The sequence below is a fragment of the Azospirillum sp. B2RO_4 genome (genome assembly GCF_051124815.1).
Classification (GTDB): Bacteria; Pseudomonadota; Alphaproteobacteria; order Azospirillales; family Azospirillaceae; genus Azospirillum.
Map to the genome: position 1 here is coordinate 1,667,202 of NZ_CP118485.1, position 20,903 is coordinate 1,688,104.

The following is a 20,903-nucleotide window of genomic DNA, read 5'->3' on the forward strand; positions in this document are numbered from 1 at the left end:
TCCCGATCAGCGCGGCCCAGTCAACGCGGCCTAATCAGCGCGAATCGCGCTCCCGGCCACACAAGGCGTACCAGCGTTGCGACGCTCCCTCACCCGCTGCGACGCGGCCCCAGACATGGCCGCGGTCGAACACGTCCCAGCGCGAGGCCAGTTCGTCCACGGCGACCAGTTCGGCGCTGGCGGTGTCGAAGACCGGATCCGCGGTGAAGTCGCGGTGAACCAGCAGCCGCACCAGATCGCCGCCGACGCGGACCAGCCGCTTCGGATAGATGCCGTGCCGGGCCAGATGACCCCAGCTGCGGTGGTTGCGCGTGCTGACGGTGGTGACCAGATGCCGGCGGCCGAGCGCCTCCGCCACCTCGATCCGCCAATCGATCAGGCGGTGATGCAGGCCGCGCCCGCGCTCCGAAGGGTCGACCATCGCCGACGACATGTGCGCGACCCAGGGCAACTCCGCTTCCGGAAGGTCGAGGTCGCGGCCCCGGTTGTGATCGCCGACCGACGGCAGGCCCAGCGCGCCATAGGCGACCAGCGCGCCCTTACGGAAGATTCCGGCGGTCAGGCCGCGATCGCCCAGATGGTCGGCAACAAAGTTCCCGACTTCCCCCGCCATGCGGTAATGGTCGGGGTCTTCCAGCGTCGCCACCACGCGGACGCGGAAGTCGGCGAGCAGGTTGGAATCGTCCAGGTCCATCATGCGGACGGTCAGCCCGTCCGGCAGGTCGGCGGCCAGCACCCTCAAGCGGACGGCGGCGACCGCGCGCGCGGCGTCGCCGCGCAGGGGGATCGCGCCGAACGGCAGGGGGACGGGGGGCAGGACGCTCATAATTCGCCACTCACGATTCGATGATTTCCGCGAAGTTCAGGAGGCCGATGGGCGGGTAATATTCCAGCGCCCGTACCGTGGCCATGTTGATGATGACGGAGAAGCGCTTCAGCGTTTCCACCGGGATGTCGGCCGGCTTGGCGCCGTCGAGCAGGATTTGCGCCGCCTTGAAGGCGGTGAAGCGGCCGATGCCGTAGGCGCTGCTGGCCAGCGCCAGCATCGCCTTGTCGGTGCGCACGATCAGTTCGGTGACGGAGAAGGTCGGCAGATGCAGCCGCAACGCCTCCGCCGCCACGACGCTGCGGTTGTGGAAGGCGATGAAGGTGTCGGGACCGATATACAGCATCTCCGCCCCGCGCTGCGCCGCGCGGGCGATGGCGTCGGGAACCGCGGCGGAAATCGGTTCGCCGCGGTCGTTCAGCGGCACCGGCTCCTCGATCAGCTCCAGCCCGCGCAGTGCCGTCTCCGCCCGCAGCCCTTCGATGGTGAGGACGGAGTTGCGCTCCTTCGGGTTGTAGACCACCCCCAGCTTTTTGACCGGACGGTAGGCCTGGATGGTGTTCAGTTGCACCGCGATCGGGGCGATGTGGATGGTGCCGGTGACGTTGCGCCCGGAATGGGCGAGGTCGGGCACGATCTTCGCATCCACCGGAGCGGCGACGAAGGTGAAGACGACCGGGATGTCGGTGACGTATTTGCGCGGGTCCGGCTCGTCGAAGGGGCCGACGAGGCCGCGGGTCTGCGGCGTGCCCCAGCTGTAGATCAGATCGGGGCGGGTGTCCTTGATCTCTTCGATAATGCCCGGCAGCTTGGCCATGTCGCCGCCGGTGTTGCGGATGGTGTAGTCGACCTTCAGCCCGCGGCGGGCGAGATAGTCCTTGAAGCCGTATTCGTTGTCGCTCTCGCCGCGGCCCAGCACCATGGTGATGCGGAAGGTCTTGTCCGGCGCCGCGGCGGCGAGCGCCGACCCGATCAGCGCATTGCCGGCCAATGGCAGGCCCGGCAGCGCCAGCCCGCCGGCGGCCGCCAGCCGCAGCAGAGAGCGGCGGCGGATGCGCCGCAGATCGTTCTCATCGAAGAAGTTCGCGCTCATCGCGGTCAAGCCTCCTGCGGCCGGGTTGCCGGGGTGGCCGGCCGGCCGGTGCGGAAGAGAATCCAGAACAGCAGGGCGCTTGCCCCGCACAGAAGGCCGATGCCCAGCATCGCCTCGCGGTAGGAAGTGGCGACCGCCACCGCCATCGCGGTGACGGGGCCGAGCGCACCACCCAGCCGCTCGATCAGCCGGTACCAGCCGATGGCCGCCGTCTCCTGCAGGCCGCCTTCGCGGGCGATCTGCGAGACCAGCGTCAGTTGCGGCGCGCCGACCAGCGCCTGGGACAGCCCGAACAGGGCGATGGCCAGCGGCGGCCCCCACAGCGCCTGGGTGGCGACGATGGGCAGGCAGCTGGCCAGCGTGCCGATGCCGCCGGCGGCGATGAAGCCGCGCCGCGCCTGCCAGCGGTCGGACAGGCTGGCGGCCAGAGGCGAGACCAGGATGAAGGCGACGAAATACATCATCTGCACCCGGCCGATCTCCGCCTTGGTGGCGCCATCGGCGGTCAGCAAAAGCGGGACGAGGCAGAAGAGGAAGGCGGTTGACGCGATCTTGGTCGGGATCGCGCTCAGCACCATCAGGGCGGAGAAGCGGAAATCGCGGAACAGCGGCAGCGCGCTGCCCATGGCCGGACGCGGTGCGGCCCCGGCCGGACGCGCCGCGGAGCGGCCGCGCAGCAGCAGAAGGCTGACCGACAGGCCGGAACCCAGCGCCAGGACCGCGCCCAGCAGGAAGGTGGCGCGGAAGCCCGCCTGATCGGCGATGATGCCGCCGCCGACCGGGCCGCAGACGCCGGCCGCCAGCAGGGCGCCAATGAACATCGCCATGCCGGCCGCCCGGTTGCGCGGTGTGGTGTGGTCGACCACGATGCCCTGCGCGGTGATGAGCACCAGCCCATAGCCGAGCGCGGTCAGGCAGCGCCACAGCATCAGTTCGAACAGCGAACCGGCATAGGCGGTCAGCGCCAGACTGACGGAACCCACCAATGCGCCGATGGTGAAGGAGCGCGCCCGCCCCCACCGTTCGGAGAAGCGCGCCCCGCCCGGCTGCGACAGCGCCCAGATCAGCATGAACAGCGTGATCGGCAGGCTGACCACCATGTCCGGCGTCAGCCACGGCACCTCGCCGGCGAAGGATTTGGCATAGGCCGGCAGGAAGGGCCGCGACAGCTCTTCCGACAGGCAGAACAGGAAGACCGGCAGACGCAGGAAGACGAGGTTCAGCGGCGTCGGCGGCGGGGTTGCGGACTGCGGATCGCGGAAGCGGAAACGGCTGGCGAGCGCGGCCAAACCAGCCTCCGCCCGGCCGACACGTGGATCGTCGTCGCCCAGGCGGCTCCGCAGCTCGGCCACCCGCGCGGCGAGCCCGGCATGGCGGGCGTTGACGCCGTCGAGCGCGGCCCGCACGCCGCCTTCCAGCGCGCGGTCGTCATTGGCCCCGGCGGCTTGTGGTCCGGCCGGCTCCGGAGCCACCGGCAAAGTGGCGCGGAAATCGCCCTCCTCCGCCCGGTCGGCCAGCAGCCGCAGGGTCAGCACCCGCCGCATGGCGAGATTGACCACCAGTTGCAGCACTTCGAAGATCAGCAGGACGGAAACGATGACCACCGACAGCACGTCGAGCGCCAGATCGGTGGAGGCCTTGGCCAGGAAGGCGCTGTCGATGCCGACATGCAGCGCGCCGGCCGATGCGCCGGTCCCGCCCAGCGGGTTCTCGACATCGACGAAGCCGCTCACCAGTCGTCCGTCGGCGGGTCCGGACAGACGGCCGGCCGGCACGGACGATAGTCCGGCAAGCGGCTTGCCCGCCGTCGCCACGATGCGCCCGGCCGGATCGGTCACCGCGATATAGGCGATGTCGTCGTGGCGATCGACCTCCGCCGCCAGCAGGGCGTCCAGGCCGGCCATGCGGTCCAGCGGGATGCGCACGCCAAGGCCCCGGTCGATCTGCGCCGCCAGCAGGCCGCCGACCGTCTGCGCCTTGCGCGCGAGTTCCGGCTGGAACAGCGGGTCGAAGCTGCGCAGCGACAGCCAGGACGCCGCCCCCGCCGCGACGAGCAGGACCGCCACCGTGACGATGGTCAGCCGCAGCACCAGCGCGCTGATCGGGTCGCGCTGTCGGGCCGGCGCGGCCTTCGCGGCGCTGGACTTTCCTTTTCCGGTCATGGCGCGGCCCCTTTCGGCATCGGCGATGCCATGTTCACCGGTGGAATGCCGAGGGGGGCCATCGCGTCCAGCTCCCGCTCCAGCTCCTCGATGGCGCGGTCGGCGTCGGCGATGCCGTGGTTCAGACGGTCACGGACCATGCCCAGCGGCGCCGCGCCGTCAGCCAGTCCGCGGCGACCGCCGCCCTGGCGCACGACGATGAAGACGGCGGCGAATGTCGCAAGCGCGGCGATCAGCACCAGGGCCAGGGTGCCAAGACGCAACCCGTCTTCGACCGCCGCAACCCGTGCCTTCAGGCCGGCAAGCGAGGAACGCAGGATCACCTCGCCCACCGGCTGGCCGAAGCTGTTGCGCACGCCGGTGCCGATCACCAGCACGTCGCCGTCGATGCGCTGGCGCAGCGTGCTGCCGGGATCCTCGCTCCACCGGATCGGGCTGGGGCGGCCGACGCTGTTGCGGTCGGACGCGAACAGCACGATGCCGCGGTCGTCCACCACCTCCACCCCGAGGATCTCCTCGCCGGAGGCGGCGCGTTCGGCCTGCGCCTGCAGATCGACCAGTTCGGACAGGTCGAGGCCAAGCGTCAGCCCGTATTCGACCCGGCGCCTCATCTCGTCCGCCACCACCGTCAGGCGGGATGTCGTGACCTCGCGCAGCTTCTGTTCGAATTTCAGTCCCGACAGGGCGACGGACAGCAGTACGGCCGTCGCCACCGTCGCGGCGATGACGGCGCCCGTACGCAGGGCCAGCACGCCGCCGAGCCTCATTGCAACCCTACATGATGAATTGGTGATGCATCAGCCACGGATCGCCCAAAGCTCCATCGCCACCTGGGGGAAGTCACCCGCTAGATGAACCGCGATTCCGCCCGAAGTTGCAAGCTGTTTCCAAATCGGGCTACCGCGTTCGAGTTCAAAATACACGGCCCCGGCATGATAGGGCAGTTGCCGGGGTGCGACGGGCAGCGGTCTTACTCGGATGCCGGGCAACTGGACATTGACCAGCTCGCGGATCTGTTCGACCGGACCGATCTTGACCAGCGCCGGGAAGTTGCGGCGCAGCGCCTCGCCCGGCATGTCCGCCCGCACCGCCAGCACGAAGGTGGCGGTGGTGATGAGCGAGCGGTCGGCAATGGTACCGACACGGATGCCGTATTTGCGTTCCAGCAGGTCGATGGGAATGGCGGTCTGTTCCAGCACCGCGCTGAGCGAGCGGCGGATCTCCGCCATCACCGGCTCCATCGTGCCCTGCAGATCGTCGTGCCGATAGGGCGGGAACCCAGGCGGCCGCTTGTTGACCGCGGTGAAGGTGGCCAGCTCGCCGGCCAGCGACAGCATCATGCCGTGCAGCCGTTCCGGATGGATGTCCGGCATGCGGGCGACGTTGGCGAACAGCGGTTCGGAACGGTTGGCGACCTGGAGCATCAGGAAATCGGCCATCTCGCCGGCGCCGCGCCCGTTGGAGCCGGCGACGCGGGCGGCCAGCGCCTCCGACCGGCTGTTCAGCAGTCCCTGGATTTCGGTGATGTAGCCGGCCAGCGGGGCCAGCGCCTGGACGTTCAGGGTCGGCGGAACATAGCGCTCGTCCAGCGTGGCCCGACGGTCCGACCGCACTTCCTGGATGCGGGCAAGGCCGAGGCAGTGGTAGCCCGCGCGCTCCTGCCGTTCCAGCCGGTAGCGCAAGCGGAGCCGCCCGGTGCGGATGCGCGACACGCTGGCCGACCCGGCGATGGCGTCGACCGTTTCCGTTTCCTCGCCGACATAGCGGGTGGCGGCGTCGGCGCTCTCACCCACCTCGAACTCCACGCCGCCGCGCTGGCGAACCGGCAGGGCCAGATAGACGATGCTGTTGGCCAGCGTCTCCGGCAGGTCGAGCGGCGGCGGCGGATCGTCGTCGTCGGGGATATTGATCGGCGTCCCGTCCTCCAGGATGCCCTTGCAGCGCAGAACGGCGAACTTGCCGACGGCCAGAAGCTCCCGGTTGATCGTCAGTTCGCTAATGCCCCAGGCGAAGGGACGCAAGCCCGCCACCCGGCCGCGCACCAGCCGTTCGACATAGCGGTCCTGCTGCTGGAAATGCTGCGCCCGCAGGAACATGCCTTCGGACCAGATGACCTTGTCGTCCCAACTCATGGGCGCTTTCCCTCTTGCAGGCTGGTGGTCGTCGTCATGGGTCGTTCTCCGCCGTCAACCGCCGAGCGCGTGGCGGTGGATGGGCAGGAGCCGGCGGTAGAGCGCCGCCAGTCGGGTGCCGCCGTCGGCCGTCTCGCCGGTCAGTTCGCGCACCGCCGCCAGCAGGGCCGACTGGTGGGCGGCGCCGTCGGCCGCGGCCGATTGCAGCAGCGCCTCCGCCTCCCCCGGCGGCAAGGCGCGCAGCCGGGCCAGCGCATCGTCGGCATCCGCCGCGCGGAGCAAGGGCGAAGCCCCCTGCGTCAGCGTGTCTTCCGGATCGAGGCCGAGCAACGCTTCCAGCGCCGCCTGCCGCCGCGCCAGCGACAGCACAACGTCGGCCAGCGCGCGGGCCAAAGGATCGGATGCGGCGGGAGCGGTGTCGAATCCGGAGTCAAAGCCAGGGTCGGCGGCCGGTGGCGCGGTGAATGCCGGGCGCGCGCCAAAGGCCGGCGGTACCAGCGGATCGTCCGCCCAGTCCTCGGGCGGAAGGCCGTCCGCAATGGGCTGAGGGGCCGCTGCAGGCGGCGATGGCGCGGGTGATGAATGAGGCGATGGCGGGAGCGATGTTTGGGGCGAGGCCGGTGCCACGAGGGGAGCGGGCTGAGCCGGCGGCAGATCGACCGGATCGTCCAGCCAGTCGTCGGGGATCGACAATCCACCGCTGCCGCCGCCGCTTCCCTGGTCGAAGGCCGGCTGTTCGGGCGCAACGCGGATGGTGCCGAGGCTGTCCGGCGAGAAATCGCGCTGGGCCGCGCCGGCCCAGTCCGCGTCGCGTCCGTAGGCATCGGGCTGCGTCCCCGATTGACCTGATGCGGCGCTGGGCTGCCACCCGCCGGACGGCTTATCGCTCCATCGGTCGTCGGCGCGCGGCAAGTCGCCGAACAGATCCTCGTCGTCCGGGATCGGCATCACCGGCACCGCGCCGCTGTTGAAGGCCGATACGGCGAAGGGGTCGTCCTCCGCCGCCTGCGCGGACTGAGCCGGGGCATCGGAGCCGCGCAGCACCGCCAGGAACGGATCGTTGGCGGCCGGCGCCTCTTCCGCGGCGAAGCCGGCGCGCATCACGAAGCCACCCAGGCGCAGCCGGTCGCCCTCGCCCACCACGGCGGAGTTGCCGCGGCCGATCGGGGCCGGCGCGTCGTTGAGGAAGACGCCGTTGGTCGAACTGTCGATGACGATGTAGACGCCGCCCTTGAACTCCACCATGCAGTGGATCTTGGACAGCGTCCGTTCCGGGTCGTTCAGGATCCAGTCGCAATCGGGACCGCGGCCGATCACCAGCCGGCCGGTGCCGAGGTCGCGGGCGATGTCGGAACCCTGCGACGGCGGGCATTGGATCAGGGTCAGGCGAAGCTTCATTGGATTATGCCCCCACCTTGCCGCTGCCGCCATTGGCGATGTCCAGCGCCTGGGCCAGCGAGGCGCGGTGGCGGGCCTTGATCTCCTTCGGCACGGCGGCGGCGGCGAGCAGGACCGCGGCGGCGGCGGCGGTTCCGGTCAGTCCGTCGCCCGGCGGCACGACCACCGCCGCGTCGGGCGGGGCGAGGCTGCCGCCGGACCAGAAGGCGGCCATGGCGGCATAGGCGCAAGGCGTCGAAAAATTCATCGCTTCGGCCGGGGCGTAGCAGGCGCGGCGGTTTTCCTCCGTCGGCCGGAATACCCAGGCCTCCGCCGCCTCAAGCGCGGCGCCATCGGCAGGGGCCGGCTCCGGAGGGAGCGCGCCGCGGGCGGCCAGACAGCCCCACCACACCGCTTCGCGCCGCGGCAGCGCCATGCCCAGCAGACGGATGGCGTCCGCAAACAGCTCGGCGTCGATCAGCGCCTTCAGATAGGCGGATGTCGGGGCGTTCGGCGCGAACAGCGCCGTCGCTTCCGCCGACAGGTCCAGCCCCGCGACCGCTTCGGCCGCGCGGGCGAAGCGCAACTTCGGCAACAACCCGATCTCCACCGTCCCAACCCCGCTTTTATGACCGCCCCACTGTGGACGGTGTTTCGTCAATTGATGGTTACCACGCCGCCCTGGATCTTAACCATCGCGTCGCCGTTCACCTGGGTGATCTTGCCCTTGATCTGCACCTGCGTTTCGCCGGTCACATTGACCATCATGCCCTTGATGGTGACTCCGGTCTGGTCGATCTTCACGCTGTTGCCGCCGACCTTCAGCTCGATCGAGGTGGTGGCCTCCATGGTGATCTTGCCGGTGCTGGCCTTCACCGACACATCGCCCATCCCGAGCTTCAGCGCGTAGTCGCCCTGCTTCACGTCGATCGCCATGTCGCCCTGGCCGACGGTGAGGCTGTCGTTGCCCTGCCCGACCTCCACCGTCCGGTTGCCCTTGCTGACCGTGTGGGTGTCGTTGCCCTTGCTGACGGTGACGGTGCGGTTGCCCTCCCCCACCGTCAGGGACTGGTTGCCCTTGGTCACATCGTGGCTGTCGTTGCCTTCCGACACGGTGACGCTGCGGTTGCCCTTGGCGATCGTGACCGACTCGTTGCCTTCCGACACCGTTTCGGTGCGGTCGTTCTTGATGGTGATGGTCTGGTCGTGATCGACGGTCAGCGTGTCGTCGTTCTCCACCATCCGGGTGAAGTCCTTCTGGGCGTGGAAGTAGATCTCCTCCGCGTCCTTCTTGTCCTCGAAACGCAGCTCGTTGAAGGTGGCCGCGTCGCCGCCTTTGCTGGAGCGCGTCTTGATGCCGCTCTGCGTCTTGTTGTCGGGCAGCGTGTAGGGCGGCATGTTCTCCGCGTTGTAGACGCAGCCGACGATCAAGGGCCGGTCGGGGTCGCCGCCGATGTAATCGACCAGCACCTCCATGCCGACGCGCGGGGTGAAGATGGTTCCCCAGTTCTTGCCCGCCATGGTCTGGGCGACGCGCAGCCAGACGAAGCTCTTCTCGTCTTTGGTGCCCTTGCGGTCCCAATGGAACTGCACCCGCACGCGGCCGTACTTGTCGCAATAGATCTCCTCGCCGCTGGGGCCGACCACGGTCGCGGTGTCCGGCCCATGGGTGCGCGGGCGCGGCACCGGCGGCGGACGGAACACGGTGGCCTCGGGGATCGCAGCGAAACGGCAGGAGAAGGACGGCGGAACGCCGCCATTGCCCAGATGGCTCTGGTCCTGGGCGCTCAACGCCAGATCGGTCAGGACATAGCCCTTGCCGACCTCCGCCGTCACCGCATGGCCGGTCATCGAGATCTTGCCGCCGGCGAACAGGCCGCGATAGGTCGCGCTGCCCTCCACCCGCTCGTATCCGGTCTCGGTTTCCTCCATGCGCAGGCGGGACAGGGTGGTGCCGTCGGCCTTCACCATATGGCCGCCGGGATAACTGAACATCTCGTGCGACTTGAAGGCGGGAACGCTGAGCACCGTCGTGGTGCTGGCGGTCAGGTCGGTGCTGGGCGTCTCGAAATTATAGTCCTTCAGCGTCCACTTGCCGGACACGTAGGACTGCGAATGCGCCCAGCCGTCGATGGCCAGCGTGTTGCCCTGCGCCGAGGTGGCGTGGATGACGTCCTTGTCCAGGCAGTCGGTATAGCCGGACGCGCTGTCGCTCAACACCAGCGTGTGCTTGCCGGCCTCGTGCTGGAAATAGAAATAGATGCCCTCGTCCTGCAGCAGGCGGGCGATGAAGTCGTAATGGGTCTCGCGATACTGGACGCAGACCGGCCGGGCATTGTGGGTGCCGGACAGGCCCTGCTTCTTCACCTCGGTCACGCCGCAGTCGGACAGCATGGCGTCGACGATCTGCACGACGGACTTCTCCTGGAAGACCTGGCAGTCGGAGCGAAGCGTGGCCAGCCACAGGGTCGGCACGATCTCGGCTGTGTACTGGCGATAGCCGCGGAGCGCCAGCGGTCCGGCGGAAAAGCTGCTGACGATGCCGTTGACGATGCGGGGATCGCCGCCCTTGCGCGCGATGGACAGCGTCAGCGACTTCCCCAGGATGTCGGCCGGCGCGATGGTCATCCGCGGGGAGATCAGCGTGATGGTGTAGCGGAACAGGCGCGACAGCCCTTCCTCCCCCTCGACGGCCACCGGGATCAGCACGTCCGCGCCCAACGGCGAGGTCAGCGACAGAAGCCGGCCGGTCTGCGAGATGGTGGGCGCATCCGACATGCGGGCTTGGTCCTATGTGTGTGGGAAGCAATGGTCGAGGATGGTCTTGCCCCCACCCTAACCCTCCCCCTCCCTTGCGAAGCGGGGGAGGGTCGGGGTGGGGGCAAGCGCAGCCGAACTTAGGCGCTCTTGGTCGTCGACAGGTCGTAGGAGACCGAGATCGGCGTGCCGGCCTTGTTCTTGTCGTCGTACGGGATGAACTTGTACTCCATCTTGGTGAAGCTGATGGAGATCGACTCCGACGGACGGTCGCCGCCCGACGACATCGAGTAGGCCGAGACCAGGGCGTTGGTCAGGGTGTACTCAGCGTAGGTGTTGCCCGGGCTGCCGGTGGTGACGAGGTGGATCTGCACCTTCTTGCCGATGGCGCCGGTGCAGGATTCGACGAAGAACTTCGGCGAGGAGCTGTCCATCAGCTTGGTGATGGTCACTTCCGACACCGACGGCTCCGACGCCTCGCGGTTGGCGGTCGAACCCGACGGGGTGCTGATGGCGCGGCCGACGCCCCACTGCAGCGAACCGACGTCCAGCCACTTCTTGTGGGTCTCGTGGGTGGCTTCGCCGTCGATGCCTTCGTACTTGATGTAGATCGCCATGTTGGTCTCCTCGCTCTTTAAAGGTCGGTCTTAACGGGTAAGCTTGATCTGCGCAGTATGGTTACGAAAGAATTGAGGCGGTTGCTGTGACGGGCGTCACCGCCCGGTCTTTTTTTCACGCTCCCGCCCCGGCCCTCCCGCATCATTGCGTATCAGGCGATGTCGTAGACGAAGCGGTCTTCGCCATCGACCGAGACGTGGACGCGGGTGATCGGTTCGCCGTCGCCCATGCGGGCGAGGATGCGGGACGAGATTTCCGGCAGCAGCGTGCGGCTCAGGATGGTCTCGATGTTGCGGGCACCGCTCGACACCTCCTGGCAGCGGCTGACGATGCTCTGTACCAGATCGTCGGAGTAGGAGAAGGCGGCCTTGTAGTTCTGCACCACGCGCTTGGCGATGCGGTTCAACTGCAGGACCACGATCTTCGCCAGATTTTCATCCGACAGCTGGAAGTAGGGGATGACCGTGCAGCGGCCGAGGAAGGCCGGCTTGAAGCTCTTCTGCAGTTCCGGATGCAGCGCCTCCAGCAGGCCGTCGGCGTCCGGCGCGGTCTCCGGATCGGCGCACAGCTTGTGGATCAGGTCGGTGCCGGCGTTCGACGTCATGATGATGACGGTGTTCTTGAAGTCGATGTCGCGGCCTTCGCCGTCCTTGATCGTGCCCTTGTCGAACACCTGGAAGAAGATGTCCTGCACGCCGGGATGGGCCTTCTCCAGCTCGTCCAGCAGGACGACGCTGTAGGGCCGGCGGCGCACCGCCTCGGTCAGGACACCGCCCTCGCCGAAGCCGACATAGCCGGGAGGCGAACCGAGCAGAAGGGAGACCTTATGCTCCTCCTTGTACTCGGTCATGTTGATGGTGGTGACGTTCTGCTCGCCGCCATAGATCAGGTCGGCAAGGGTCAGCGCCGTCTCGGTCTTGCCGACGCCCGACGTGCCGACCATCAGGAAGACGCCGATCGGCTTGCGCGGGTCGGTCAGCTTGGCCCGGCTGGTCCACATCGCCTGGGCGATGGCATCCAGCGCGTGGTCCTGGCCGATGATCCGCTCCTTCATGCGGTCGGCGAGCGACAGGATCGTCTTGATCTCGTTGGAGACCATGCGGCCGACCGGCACGCCGGTCCAGTTGGCGACCACCTCGGCCACCGCCTGCCCGTCCACCGCGACCTTGACCAGGGGATCCTCGCCCTGCAGCGCGGTCAGCTCGGTGGTCAGCGCACTCAGTTTGGCGTTCAGCGCCTCCGCGTCGAGCGGCTCCGCGGGAGCGGCTCCCCCAGCTGCGCCCTCTGCGGCCGGGGCCTTGGCCTGCTCATGCGCGGCGACCAGCTGATCGCGGGTCTCGTTGATCGCCTTGACCAGTTCCAGTTCCTTGGTCCAGCGCGCTTCCAGCGTCTCCAGATCGGCCTGGGTGGCGGCGATCTTGTCCTTCAGCGCGGCGAGCAGTTCGGCATGGTCGATGCCGATGGCCTCCTCGCGTTCCAGGATCGCGACCTCGGTCTCGGTCAGCTGGATCGTGCGGCGTCGGTCCTCGATGGCGGGCGGGGTCGCGGTCTGACTCATCGCCACGCGGGCGCAGGCGGTGTCGAGCAGGCTGACCGCCTTGTCGGGCAGCTGGCGCGCCGGGATGTAGCGGCTGGACAGGCGGACCGATTCGATCAGCCCCTCGGTCACGATGCGGACCTTGTGGTGCTTCTCCAGCGTGGCGGTCAGGCCGCGCATCATGTCGACGGCGACCGGCTCCGCCGGCTCCTCCACCTTCACCACCTGGAAGCGGCGGGTCAGCGCCGGGTCCTTCTCGAAATACTTCTTGTATTCGGCCCAGGTGGTGGCGGCGATGGTGCGCATCTCGCCACGGGCGAGCGCGGGCTTCAGAAGGTTGGCGGCGTCGTTCTGGCCGGCCTGCCCGCCGGCGCCGATCAGGGTGTGCGCCTCGTCGATGAACATGATGATGGGCTGGCTTGAGCCCTTCACCTCGTCGATGACGCCCTTCAGCCGGTTCTCGAACTCGCCCTTCATGCCGGCGCCGGCCTGCAGCAGGCCGAGGTCGAGCGAAAGCAGGCGGACGTTGCGCAGGTCCGGCGGCACGTCGCCGGCGGCGATGCGCAGAGCAAAGCCTTCGACCACCGCCGTCTTGCCGACGCCGGCCTCGCCGGTCAGGATCGGGTTGTTCTGGCGGCGGCGGGTCAGCACGTCGATGATCTGGCGGATCTCGGCGTCGCGGCCCAGCACCGGATCGATCTTGCCGTTCTTGGCGCGGTCCGTCAGGTCGATGGTGTACTGGTCGAGGTTGGGGGTCGCCCCGCCGACCTTCGGCGCGCCGCCCGCGGCTGTCCCGCCGGCAGCGCCGCCGGCGGCCGCAGCGACCGGGGCGCTGGTCCGCGCCTCCGCCGTGTCGGCGACGATCTTGGGCAGGTCGCGGCGCAGAGCCTCGGCGGTGATCTTCGCGAACTGGCCGGACATGTCGCGGGCCTGCGCCGACAGCGATTCGTCCGACAGCAGAGCCGTCAGCAGATGGCCGGAGCGCACCGCCCCCTCGCCATACTGCAGGGAGGCCAGCACCCACGCCTCGCGCATCAGCTGGACAAGGTTGGGCGACAGGGCGGGGGCGCGGCTGTTGCCGGTCTTCAGCTTGTCCAGCACCCGCGTCAGGTCGGCCGACAGCCGGCCGGCGTCGATCTCGTAGACGCGCAGGATGGCGGAGACGTCGCCGTCCGCGGCACCGATCAGCTGGAGAAGCCAGTGCTCGATCTCGCAGTTGTAATGCGTGCGCGACAGCGTCTGTCCGGCCGCAGCCTCCAGCGCCCGCCGGCACAGAGGATTCAGCCGGGAAATCATGCTCTGCAGATCGACCGCCACCATAGCTCCACCCCCTTCGTGTGACCCTTATCGTTCCGACTGGAAGGCCCTTCGGACCTTCTGCGGCCGGTTTCGCCGGACGGCGCCGAACGGCGCGCATCGGAAACCGGACCCGCTCGACCTCAAGTAACCGGCTGGCCCCCGTTAGGGTGGTTCATCCTGCGGCTGCAAGTCGAACTGTGGCCAAGCCATTTGGAAAAATCCACTGCGATACCTCGCTGCAGACGGATTGCCGCTCCGCGACTTGCCCGTTTCACGCCCGCAACATGACGATATGCGCAAGATATTGCATGCATGCGCGGTCATGCATGCGAACGGTCCACGGCATGTCCAGGGCTTCTCCTTCAGCGTGCAGTCGCGTAACGGACTGCGGATGGGCACCCGGCGTCAGGAGCCGGGCCAGCACCGCTTCGCAGCGGCCGGAATCGTCGCCGCGCTGGGAATGGCCGCCGAGCCAGGCCTCCACCGGCGTCGCCTGGGTCGACCAGTCGAAGGGCGTCGCCAGCAGCGCGCCGCCGCCGTCCGCCACCGCCCCGTCGATGGCGCGCAGCAGCGCCGGCGGCGAGGCCACGCAGTCCAGCACATTCATCGCGGCGACCAGGGCGAACCGCCGTGGAGCGAAGGGCGGGAACATCGCGTCGCCGATCCAGAAATCGACCCGCTCCGCCCCGGCGAACCGCACCTCGATCCGCCGGCGGTCATAGGCGATGCCGGAGCGGCGCAGCGGAAAGACCGCCTCACCCCGCTCCATCACCCGTCGCGCCAGCATCAGCAGCGGCCAGTGAAGGTCGAGCCCGACCACGAGGCCGCCGGTCCGTTCCGCCAGTTCGAAGCTGGTCCGTCCGGCGCCGCAGCCGAGATCCAGCACCGCACCCGAAGTCAGCGGTCCCAACCGCTCCAGCCCGGCATCGAGACAGCGCACCACCGAGCCCGCCTCGCCCGCCGGCGTCGCGGGGTCGAGGTCGCCGTAATGGTCCCAGCCATAGCTGGACAGGTGCTGGCGCGTGGCGTTGAAGGCGCTGTCGGGGCCGAAGCCGTCGCCCAGCACGCCCTCCATCGCCGCCGGCAGATCGGTGCGCGTGGTCAGCAGATGGCCGTTGGCCGCCATCCAGCCGCGCAGGTCTGGAACCAGGATCGGAACACCGTCGACGATCGGATATTCCATGGCGCAGGCGTCGTTGCCGCACACCAGCGTGCCCCAACGCACCTCGTCCGCCGTCGCTTCTTCCACCATGCCCAGCGCCAGCGGCACCGCGGCTCCGCCGGTGGCGAGGCAGCGCGGGCAAACCGGATGCAGGCTCTCGAAATGGCCGAGGCGCATGTGGTCAGCCGCCGATGATGACGGTGGGGCAGCCGGGCGGCAGCACCTTGCCGACCGGGGCGGGGATCGGGGCGACGCAACTGGTGTGTGCGGTCATGTCGTTGATCCGGGCCGCTGGCAGGCTGTTGATGAGAACGGTGCCCGACCCTTGCGAGATCATGCCGGGACCGGCCGGAATGCATCCGGGCAGAACGCACGGGGCGGAGATGTCGGTCAGCCGCGCCGCCGGCATCTTGCCGATCAGAACCGTCGGACTGCCCAGAATGATCGCCAGCGGCAGTCCCGGATGGGGTGCCGGCGCCGGCACCGGGGCCGGCGGGTGGATCGGTGCGTGGCAGTGCGGCGTGTCCTGCTTGATCAGGTCGCCGAGGCGGGCGGCAGGCGGCATCCTGGTGACTCCGGCCGGTCAGAACGGCGATTCGCCGGCAGCCACCGGGCTGCCGGACAGGAAGGGCGACGGGATGCCCGGTGGTTGCGGCACGAGCGGACGGCCGGCGCGGAACGTCATCCGCGATACCACCGTCTCGCCATCCTCCGCGAAAAAGAGGCACGGTCCCTCCAGCACGCCTGCGGCAATGCCGACCCGTGCCAGCAGCCGGCCGGAGGCGTCGCGCTTTTCCACCAGCACGGGCACGCCGGTGTCCACGGCCACATCGACGGGAAAGCCGGTGGCGGCGTCTTTCGGGTTGTACGGGTCGGCGTCAGGAGTCATCGCAAAAGGCATCCCGAGGGGCTTCGTTCCGACGTCAGACCGGCAGCATTCATCCGCAATTGCGTTTCGTCAAGCTTGTCTGGGTAGCCCACCGGCTAATTTGTTACGCATCTGCAATATTTCGTTCGTCCACACGGGGCATGACGAATAGCCTTGTCGAACCGTTATAAGTAACGCTATCAATTTTGCGGCCCGAACGCTTACTCCCAAACTCGAGGGAGGGCCGGCGGTCGGCTATCGCTTCCTTCATATGAATGCGGAAAGGGTGCTCTCCTTACATGGCGTCACCGCAGATTTTCGACATTGAAGAGCTTCTGCAGCCGATCGAGGGAGATTCCGAGTCGGGGATCGACCTGCGCGAGAACGCTTCGGCCGACTACTACACGGTCAAGGATGCGCGCAGCGCCGCCCGCGCTGCGGAACGCTCCATGGACGTGGAGGACGACGCCGGCGGGCTGCTGCCGGAATGGCGCACCATCCTGGATGTCAGCCCCAGAATCCTGCGCACCCAGGCCAAGGACCTGGAGGTCACCGCCTGGTTCATCGAGGCGCTGCTGCGGGCGGAGGGCTATGCCGGCCTGCGTGACGGCTTCGCGCTGGCCCGCGGCCTGGTGGAGCGGTTCTGGGACGGGCTGTATCCCGCGCCGGACGAGGACGGCATCGCCACCCGCGTCGGCCCGCTGACCGGCCTGAATGGCGAATCGGCCGACGGCACGCTGATCCAGCCGATCCGCAAGGTGCCGCTGACGATGGGGGACATCCCCTACTCGCTCTGGCAGTACGAACAGGCCATCGAACTGGCGAAGATCACCGACGAAGCGCGCCGTCAGGCGCGAATCGACAACGGTGCTGTCACTTGGGAACAGTTCGAGCAGAGCGTGCGCGAGACGCCGGCGTCGGAATTCAAGACGCTGGTCGAGGACATCCAGGGCGCCATCGACGAGTTCGAGGCGCTGGGCAAGACCCTGTACGACAAGGCCGGCTACGATTCGCCGCCCGCGGGCAACATCCGCAACGTGCTGGCCGCCGCGCTGGACGCGGTGAACTATGCCGCGCGCGACCGCCTGGCGACCCTGTCCGGCGACGAGCCGGCGGCGGCGGCCGACGGCCCTTCGGGATCGACCGAGCTGGTGGCGGCCGGCGGCGGGGCGGTGACCGCGACGGCGAAGGTCCAGGCCAGCGGGGCTGTGACAACGCGCGAGGAGGCCTTCAAGGTCCTCTTGCAGGTCGCCGATTTCTTCCGCAAGACGGAACCGCATTCCCCCATCTCCTACACGCTGGAGGAGGTGGTGCGCCGCGGCCGCATGCCGCTGCAGGAGCTTTTGCAGGAACTCATCACCGACGAGGAAACGCGGCGGCAGTTCTTCATCGCCTCCGGCGCCAAGGCGCCGCCGCCGGCGGAACAATCCGGGTATTGACGATCATCGCCTATCCTACGGCGTGAGCAGGGAGGTCCGATCACATGGCGAGTATCCACCAGAAGCTGGATCGCGTGCGTAAGCCCCGCGTCCACATCACCTATGACGTCGAGACCGAGGGCGCGACGGTCGTCAAGGAGCTGCCCTTCGTCGTGGGCGTGCTCGGCGACTTCTCGGGCGATCCGACCGAGCCGCTGAAGCCGCTGAAGGACCGCAAGTTCATTCAGATCGACCGCGACAACTTCAACGACGTGATGGCCCGGATGACGCCCGGCCTGAAGATGAAGGTCGACAACACGCTGGCCGACGACGGCACCCAGCTGTCGGTCGATCTCGCCTTCAAGTCGATGGAGGATTTCGAGCCGGGCCGCGTCGTGCAGCAGGTGGAGCCGCTGCGCAAGCTGCTGGAGACCCGCAACCAGCTGCGCGACCTGCTGAGCAAGGCCGACCGTTCGGAAGAGCTGGAAGGCCTGCTGGAGCGCGTGCTGCAGAACACCGACGAGCTGAAGGCGCTGAGCGGCGAGCTCGGCACCGAGACGAAGGAGGGCTGATCCCATGAGCGACGCTCAGACCCAGGGCGCTGCCGCCGCCGGCGCGGTCGCCGAAGGTACCGGCCTCTCGATCCTCGACCAGGCCATCGCCGCCACCAAGCAGACGGAGCCGGATCGTGCGCAGGAGCTGCTGCGCACCCTGACCCAGGAAGCGCTGGCCGGCACGGTCACCTTCAACAAGAACCTGGGCCAGACGATCAATAAGGCGATCGCCGCGATCGACGCCAAGATCAGCAAGCAGCTCAACGCCATCATGCACCACGAGAAGTTCCAGAAGCTGGAAGGCTCGTGGCGCGGCCTGAACTATCTGGTCATGAACTCGGAGACGGGCTCCACGCTCAAGATCCGCGTCATGAACTGCCCGAAGAAGGACCTGTACAAGGACATCTCGAAGGCGGTCGAGTTCGACCAGAGCAACCTGTTCAAGAAGATCTACGAGAACGAGTTCGGCATCGCCGGCGGCGAACCCTACGGCGCACTGATCGGCGACTACGAGTTCACCAACCACCCCGACGACATGGAGTTGCTGACCGGCGTCTCCAACGTCGCGGCGGCCGCCTTCGCGCCGTTCATCTCCGCCGCCAGCCCCAAGCTGTTCGGCTTCGAGGACATGACCGAGCTGTCGAAGCCGCGCGACCTCGAGAAGATCTTCGACAGCGTGGAATACACGAAGTGGCGCAGCTTCCGTGAGAGCGACGACAGCCGCTTCGTCACGCTGACCATGCCGCGCGTGCTGGCCCGCATGCCCTACGGCGCCAACACCAAGCCGGTCGAGGAATTCGAGTACGAGGAGGCCCCGTACGAGGGCGGCATCGCCCGGCCGATGGCGCACAACGACTATTGCTGGATGAACGCCTCCTACGCGATGGGCCAGCGCCTGACCAACGCCTTCTCGCAGTATGGCTGGTGCACGGCCATCCGCGGCGCCGAGGGCGGCGGCAAGGTGGAGAACCTGCCCTTCCACACCTTCACCTCGGACGACGGCGACAGCGACGCCAAGTGCCCGACCGAAATCGGCATCACCGACCGCCGCGAGGCCGAGCTGTCGAAGCTGGGCTTCCTGCCGCTCTGCCACTACAAGAACCAGGACTACGCCGTCTTCTTCGGCGCCCAGACCACGCAGAAGCCCAAGAAGTACGACCGGCCGGAGGCGACCGCGAACGCCGCGATCTCCGCCCGCCTGCCCTACATCATGGCGACCTCGCGTTTCGCCCATTACCTGAAGATCATGGCGCGCGACAAGATCGGCTCCTTCATGGAGGCGAGCGACTGCGAGGCGTGGCTGAACCGCTGGATCCTGAACTACGTCAACGGCAACGAAGCCGCGGGCCAGGAGATGAAGGCGAAGTATCCGCTGGCCGAAGCCAAGGTGCAGGTGAAGGAGATCCCGGGCAAGCCCGGCTCCTACAACGCCGTCGCCTGGATGCGCCCGTGGCTGCAGATGGAGGAACTGACCACCTCCATGCGCATGGTCGCCCGCATCCCGCAGGCCGGCTGATAGCCGCATGAGCGAGTCAGCGGCCGACTTTCATGCCGACGACGCGGAGGCGACGGTCCTGGAACGGCCGTTGCGTCTGCGGGCGGTCGACATGGCGATCGGCCGCGACGACCCCGGCCTGCTCGACGCCTTTCTGGCGGCGAAAGGTCCGGGAGAAGCGCTTCGCCTGTGGTTCGGGATCACCCTTCCCGTTTACGACAGCCTGGACATGCTGCGCGCCGCGCTCGACCGCGACATCGCGGCCATCGACGCGCTGCTGTCCGATCAGGTCAATGCCATCCTGCACCACAAGCGCTTCCAGTCGCTGGAAGGTTCGTGGCGCGGGGTGCGCACGCTGGTGAAGCAGGCGCAGACTGCCGAGACGGTGGTGCTGCGGCTGCTGAACCTGACCTGGGCCGAACTGTGCCGCGACCAGGAACGCGCGATCGAGTTCGACCAGAGCCAGCTGTTCAACAAGGTCTACAGCGACGAATTCGGCATGCCCGGCGGCCGTCCCTTCGGCGTGCTGCTGTGTGACTATGCGGTGCAGCATCGTCCGACCAAGGAACGGCCGACCGACGACGTGTCCGGCCTGAAGGGGCTGGCCCAGGTCGCCGCGGCGGCTTTCGCCCCCGCCATCGTCGGGGCGGCGCCTGAGCTGTTCGGGCTGGAGACCTTCCACGAGCTTGGCCTGCCGCTGGATCTGAAATCGGTGCTGCGGCAGGCGGAATACCAGCGCTGGCACCGCTTCCAGGAAACCGAGGATTCACGCTTTATAGGCGTGGCTCTGCCGCGCGTGCTGATGCGCGAACCCTACGGCGACGATCCGCAGGCCCGCCACGGCTTCCGCTTCCGCGAGGAGTCGCTCGGTGGTGAAGGCGGCATGCGGCTGGAGGATCACTGCTGGGGCAATGCCGTCTACGCCTTCGGCACCGTGCTGATCCGCTCCTTCCTGCATCACGGCTGGTTCGCCGACATCCGGGGCGCCCAGCGCGATGTGGTCGGCGGCGGGCTGGTGACCGAGCTGGTGGTGCCGGACTTCGCCACCGACGCCACGAAGGTGGCCCAGAAATTCTCGGTCGAGGTCTCGATCTCCGACCAGTTGGAACGGGACCTGGACGATCTGGGCTTCATCCCGGTCAGCCGCTGCAAGGACACGCCCTATCTGGTCTTCTACGGCAACCAGTCGGTCCAGCGGGTCGGGCAGTACACCACCGCGACGGCGACCGCCAACGCCCGGCTGTCGGCCATGATGCGCTACATGTTCTGCGTGGCGCGCTTCGCCCATTTCCTGAAGGTTATGGTGCGCGACCGTGTCGGCGCCTTCGTCACCCCGGAAGAGTGCGAGCGCGACCTGCAGAGCTGGCTGCACGGCTATTGCCTGGGCAACGACGACGCCAGCCTGGACCAGAAGGCGCGCTATCCCCTGCGGGAGGGCAGCATCCAGGTCCGCGCCATCCCGGGCAAGCCCGGCAACTATCAATGCGTCATCCATCTACGGCCGCACTTCCAGCTTGATCAGGTCTTCTCGACCTTCAAGCTGGTGACGGAGCTGGCCCAAACCGGCGGGGCAGCCTGATCCGCATCGGGCGTTCCATCCAGGGG

General features: G+C 68.1%; 17 protein-coding genes. 4 read left to right on the forward strand and 13 right to left on the reverse strand.

Annotation, left to right across the window (positions count from 1 at the left end):
• Positions 1-34: 34 nt before the first annotated feature.
• From PWS46_RS07890 to PWS46_RS07950, 13 genes are all read right to left on the reverse strand, one after another.
• Entirely contained in the window at positions 35-826 is a 792-nt protein-coding gene (locus tag PWS46_RS07890; RefSeq protein WP_434613412.1) for a GNAT family N-acetyltransferase, read from the reverse strand.
• 10 nt (positions 827-836) lie between these two features.
• Positions 837-1,919, reverse strand: a complete 1,083-nt coding sequence (locus PWS46_RS07895; RefSeq protein WP_434613415.1) for an ABC transporter substrate-binding protein — start codon at positions 1,917-1,919, stop codon at positions 837-839.
• A 5-nt stretch (positions 1,920-1,924) separates the two neighbouring features.
• Positions 1,925-4,081: an MFS transporter gene (locus PWS46_RS07900; RefSeq protein ID WP_434613418.1), complete on the reverse strand. Its 2,157-nt coding sequence runs from the start codon at positions 4,079-4,081 to the stop codon at positions 1,925-1,927.
• The gene (locus tag PWS46_RS07905) at positions 4,078-4,833 is read right to left on the reverse strand and encodes a hypothetical protein (protein WP_434613421.1); all 756 of its coding nucleotides are present in this window, start codon (positions 4,831-4,833) and stop codon (positions 4,078-4,080) included. Before PWS46_RS07905 ends, PWS46_RS07900 begins: the two co-directional genes overlap by 4 nt.
• Positions 4,834-4,878: 45 nt before the next feature.
• Complete coding sequence (gene tssK / locus PWS46_RS07910) at positions 4,879-6,213, reverse strand: type VI secretion system baseplate subunit TssK (RefSeq protein WP_434613424.1); 1,335 nt, start codon at positions 6,211-6,213, stop codon at positions 4,879-4,881.
• A gap of 54 nt (positions 6,214-6,267) precedes the next feature.
• On the reverse strand, positions 6,268-7,611 hold the full coding sequence (locus PWS46_RS07915; protein ID WP_434613427.1) for an FHA domain-containing protein: 1,344 nt from the start codon (positions 7,609-7,611) through the stop codon (positions 6,268-6,270).
• 4 nt (positions 7,612-7,615) lie between these two features.
• Complete coding sequence (locus PWS46_RS07920) at positions 7,616-8,185, reverse strand: DUF6931 family protein (RefSeq protein WP_434613430.1); 570 nt, start codon at positions 8,183-8,185, stop codon at positions 7,616-7,618.
• A 62-nt stretch (positions 8,186-8,247) separates the two neighbouring features.
• Entirely contained in the window at positions 8,248-10,368 is a 2,121-nt protein-coding gene (locus PWS46_RS07925) for a type VI secretion system Vgr family protein (protein WP_434613432.1), read from the reverse strand.
• Between the two features lie 119 nt (positions 10,369-10,487).
• Positions 10,488-10,964, reverse strand: a complete 477-nt coding sequence (locus tag PWS46_RS07930) for an Hcp family type VI secretion system effector (protein ID WP_085089684.1) — start codon at positions 10,962-10,964, stop codon at positions 10,488-10,490.
• 152 nt (positions 10,965-11,116) lie between these two features.
• Positions 11,117-13,822: a type VI secretion system ATPase TssH gene (gene tssH / locus PWS46_RS07935; RefSeq protein WP_434613435.1), complete on the reverse strand. Its 2,706-nt coding sequence runs from the start codon at positions 13,820-13,822 to the stop codon at positions 11,117-11,119.
• Positions 13,823-14,072: 250 nt separating this feature from the next.
• Positions 14,073-15,140 (reverse strand): class I SAM-dependent methyltransferase, encoded by a 1,068-nt coding sequence (locus PWS46_RS07940; protein WP_434613438.1) that lies wholly within the window; start codon positions 15,138-15,140, stop codon positions 14,073-14,075.
• A gap of 4 nt (positions 15,141-15,144) precedes the next feature.
• Positions 15,145-15,528 carry a PAAR domain-containing protein gene (locus PWS46_RS07945; RefSeq protein ID WP_085089687.1) on the reverse strand — a complete coding sequence of 128 codons (384 nt, stop codon included), beginning with the start codon at positions 15,526-15,528 and terminating at the stop codon, positions 15,145-15,147.
• An 18-nt stretch (positions 15,529-15,546) separates the two neighbouring features.
• Positions 15,547-15,852 (reverse strand): hypothetical protein, encoded by a 306-nt coding sequence (locus tag PWS46_RS07950; protein WP_434613441.1) that lies wholly within the window; start codon positions 15,850-15,852, stop codon positions 15,547-15,549.
• 278 nt (positions 15,853-16,130) lie between these two features.
• Between PWS46_RS07950 and tssA the strand changes: the two genes are divergently transcribed.
• From tssA to tssC (PWS46_RS07970), 4 genes are read left to right on the forward strand one after another with little or no spacing between them, the layout of a single operon-like run.
• On the forward strand, positions 16,131-17,270 hold the full coding sequence (gene tssA / locus PWS46_RS07955; protein WP_434613444.1) for a type VI secretion system protein TssA: 1,140 nt from the start codon (positions 16,131-16,133) through the stop codon (positions 17,268-17,270).
• A 44-nt stretch (positions 17,271-17,314) separates the two neighbouring features.
• Complete coding sequence (tssB, locus tag PWS46_RS07960) at positions 17,315-17,821, forward strand: type VI secretion system contractile sheath small subunit (protein ID WP_085089690.1); 507 nt, start codon at positions 17,315-17,317, stop codon at positions 17,819-17,821.
• 4 nt (positions 17,822-17,825) lie between these two features.
• Positions 17,826-19,319 carry a type VI secretion system contractile sheath large subunit gene (gene tssC, locus PWS46_RS07965; protein WP_085089691.1) on the forward strand — a complete coding sequence of 498 codons (1,494 nt, stop codon included), beginning with the start codon at positions 17,826-17,828 and terminating at the stop codon, positions 19,317-19,319.
• Between the two features lie 7 nt (positions 19,320-19,326).
• Positions 19,327-20,877, forward strand: a complete 1,551-nt coding sequence (gene tssC, locus PWS46_RS07970) for a type VI secretion system contractile sheath large subunit (RefSeq protein ID WP_434613449.1) — start codon at positions 19,327-19,329, stop codon at positions 20,875-20,877.
• Positions 20,878-20,903: the final 26 nt, after the last annotated feature.